General features: G+C 28.6%; 3 protein-coding genes and 1 pseudogene. All 4 read right to left on the bottom strand.

The features are described from left to right. Window positions 1-149: 149 nt before the first annotated feature. Window positions 150-671: a hypothetical protein gene (locus HZF24_RS18570; RefSeq protein ID WP_179239872.1), complete on the bottom strand. Its 522-nt coding sequence runs from the start codon at window positions 669-671 to the stop codon at window positions 150-152. Between the two features lie 1,449 nt (window positions 672-2,120). Beyond that, window positions 2,121-2,555: a VanZ family protein gene (locus HZF24_RS18575; protein WP_179239873.1), complete on the bottom strand. Its 435-nt coding sequence runs from the start codon at window positions 2,553-2,555 to the stop codon at window positions 2,121-2,123. 211 nt (window positions 2,556-2,766) lie between these two features. Then, complete coding sequence (locus tag HZF24_RS18580; RefSeq protein WP_179239874.1) at window positions 2,767-3,159, bottom strand: hypothetical protein; 393 nt, start codon at window positions 3,157-3,159, stop codon at window positions 2,767-2,769. Between the two features lie 121 nt (window positions 3,160-3,280). Then, window positions 3,281-3,589 (bottom strand): annotated as a pseudogene (locus tag HZF24_RS18585) (transposase); the annotation flags it as partial. Window positions 3,590-3,782 lie beyond the last annotated feature (193 nt).

Genomic DNA, 3,782 nt, shown 5'->3' on the forward strand with positions numbered 1-3,782 from the left:
TGAATTTGTCATAATTTAAGTGTTAAAATGATTTTTTGGGGGGAATAAATGTGTGATATTGCGCAGTCTGCCGTCCCCTTGACACCCCCTTGACACCCTTGACACCCTTGACACCCTTGACACCCTTGACACCCTTCCAAGGACACCCATTAAGATTGTGATCCATTAAACTTATATAAAAGTTCTTTTATTTCAGAGGAAAAGTCTTTAATTACGTATACATGTCTAATTTTAAAAAATATATATCTGTAATTGTAGTATATTTTTAAATCATGATTCTCTTGCTCTATACGTTCCACCTCATTCCATTTTACAAAAAACAGATTGGATTTAATTCCTTCTTTATATATACATTGTTTTGGTAGCCGTGCAATTGTATAGAAAATAGCATATATTGGCATAAAAATTCTTAAGATTTTGATAAACAATAAATAGTCAAAATTATGATCTATTAAATCTAAAATATTGGTTATTGTTAAAAAGATAAGCACAGGAAATAAAATAATAAATATTGTTGCTAATATTTTATTTTCGAAATATTTATCGTTGATATATGCAACCTTATTTTTAAAGGTTAATAATCTATATAAGGGTATTAATACAGTTGATATAACAGTCCCTGCAAATATAATTAGTATTACTAAACTTAAAAAAACTTCTCTATATGTCATATTATATAATCCTTCTCTAAAAAATTTGATTATTTAAATTTTTACAAAGTTATTCAGATCACCTCTTATAAGAAGTGATCTGTTTATGCTTTCGTAATTCATGCCAATATTTAATATATTAATTGAATGTACTGTGTAATATAGTCAGAGTATCCACTATCTGCATAGCAATTCCAAACCTTTCTATAATAGAAGGGTGTCAAGGGTTTATCGACCGTTGCAATCAAAGAGTCAGCTTGCATCTTAATTGATTTAGACTGATTAACTACACCCACATTCGCATAGGCGAATGGAGTACCCTAAATCATTGTTACGATAATTTTACCCTTAAAGCTGTGACTTAGAATAAATCTTTGAAATGCAATTTAATATCCGTCCCCAGAATCTTCATCATCAGTTATTATCTTACCAGTGAAAAGAAATTCAAGAACAAGATATGTCCCTATCATAATGAGGATAAAAAAAAGAGTGATAATGCTTTGTGATATGGTATAAAATTTCATAACAAAAAATTTGAATTCTTTATGAAAAAAAAGCTTGTTAATAAAATCTAATATCGGGAACAAAAAAGCTTGATTTTTAAATGCGTTTTTAGAACAGTATATAGATACTAATGCAAATACTGAAATAAAGAAACCTCGCAACTTTATATAACTAACATATTCTGTATCTCTTTTCATGTGTAAAAAAGTTTTTTTTAATCTCAGTGATTTCCAATTAATTATAAAATATAATATAATTCCGGATAAAATCATAACAAAAGTACGCGTAATTATATAAAGTGGTAAACTTTTGTATTCTATGGAATTATCAATAATCAATAACAAAATAAAACCAAATATATAAAATAGGAATGTAGAAATAAATAATTTGAATATCTTTCTATTAGTCATAAATCTCACCTCTAATAATTTATACTGATTAGCAACAAAATAAATGCAACCAGTAATTATATTTTAAATCAAAGCAACTACCTTAAATAGTTGCTTTGATGATATTGACATTAGTCTAATATACCGGTCTTTACGCTGCAAAGTATATTATACGGATAATCCTCTGCACTTACCCATGAGTAAGCTGTTAAAGTAAGTCCTGTATATGATGTTTCGTCATAGTAAAATGTATTTTGAGGTGGATATTCGTCAGTTTGAGTCGATGTCTAACCATATAGTCCATAATAAACTTGTCTATCATACAATTCTCTATCATTAGGTACCCATCCTCCAAACGTACATACGAACTCATTATTAACGCCAAAGTTGTCAACCATACTATTGTAATATTACTCTCTACACCAAACTCCTCTTCTCCGTTAGAAGATCTTTTTCTTTTGCGAGAGCTGTTAATGCATACATAGTACATATATCATTATCATTTTCCGATACTATATTACCTACAGTGTCATAGGTGTCAGTAATCCCGTCCCCTATAACCTATAAAAATTAAATTTTAACACTTCTGCTTAAAATTTCTTGCTATAATAAATACAATAAAAGAACTTAACACATTTAATACAATAGAATCTATATCAAACATTCCTATTCTAAATGCAAGCTGCAATATGTCTAGCACAATAGGTAATAGAATTATAATTAATATGTTTGTTAGTTTATTGAATTTGTTTATTCCTAAAAAAATCGCCACTGGTAGATATAATAATATATTTATTGCAAAGAATGTAAATATTATAGTAGTATTGTACCTATCTCCATTAGCAATATATTCTTTAATTGTAGAAAATGGATATACATTAAAGTTTTCACCTCTATCAACTAAAAACTCTCTATTTATCTGTGCACTTTTAGTTAAAGGGTTCAATTTAATTAATGAAATTAGAACTATTATTATTATTAGAATAACCATGTTTCTTTTATCTCTTTTCATAAAAATCACTCCAATAATAATATCTCTTTATTTTTATATTCTTAAAGATAATTGTTAATTATATTTAACCTATAATAAGAGATATCATGAATTTGCTTTTTCTGAGATGTACTAAGATTCCAATATTGGAACCTTAGTACATAATTGAATAGTAGTATAAACACTATAAAAGGTTGGCATTAGAAATAATGCCCGACAAAATAATTTTGTTTTATAATAACTCAAAATTTGATATTTTACCCGTTCCCTTTATGTACTTTCCAGATGATGCAACTTTAGGTGTTGACATGTATATATAATATGTTCCATCCTTTGTTAAATTCGACCAAGTTGCATTTTGACTTGCACCTACATCAAATTTTGCAGTTCCTTGTGAAACACAAAGTATACCTACTTTTTTATAAAGTGTAATACTATATTCTGTTCTATCACTTCCTCCGGCACCTATTAATTCAGAATTAACACTTATTTTTGTTGATGTTTCTGTTATTTTAAAATTATCCGAGGATAAACTAGTGCCAAATTCAAATGTGAAATTTCCCTGAGAGTCAAGTCTTTGAAGATTGTTTTCTTCAAATATTATTTTACCACTGTTTGCTCTCATAAAAATCAGTTTCTTCCTCAGTTAATACTTCTGGTTCGAGCCACGGGGATAGCCACGGGGACGCTTAGTTTGCCATATGTACCGAATATTCACCCGGACGAAGGAAACGTCCCCATGTCCTTTTGAAACGATCCTGAAATAAATAACCAATCCTATTATATTTTCTATTATACCAAAAAACATAGCTTCCGCATATTCTACGCATTACAGTTTCCAAAGGTTCTTTACCTTCTTTTATTAACAGATGTACATGATTATCCATTAAACAATAAGAAAAAAGTTGATATTCACAAACATTTTTATATTTTTGCAAGGTTTCAATAAATCTTAAAAAATCTTCCCTTTCAATAAATATTACTTGTCTGTTTATTCCTCTCATCACAATGTGATATATTCCACTTTCACTCTTTTTTCTTGCAGCTCTCGGCATAAAATCACCCCTTTGGTAATTTGTACCATATACGAACGTGTATGTCAACATAACAATTTTACATTTGATAATTTATTTTTTTCTTCTCCTGATTTGAATTTCATAAAGTTGTCAGCAACCCCGTCAGACTGCGCAAAAACACTTACGATATTAAACATAATTATACTACAAAACCATTGATTTTTCAATGATT

Source organism: Sedimentibacter hydroxybenzoicus DSM 7310 (genome assembly GCF_013403245.1).
GTDB classification, from domain to species: domain Bacteria; phylum Bacillota; class Clostridia; order Tissierellales; family Sedimentibacteraceae; genus Sedimentibacter; species Sedimentibacter hydroxybenzoicus.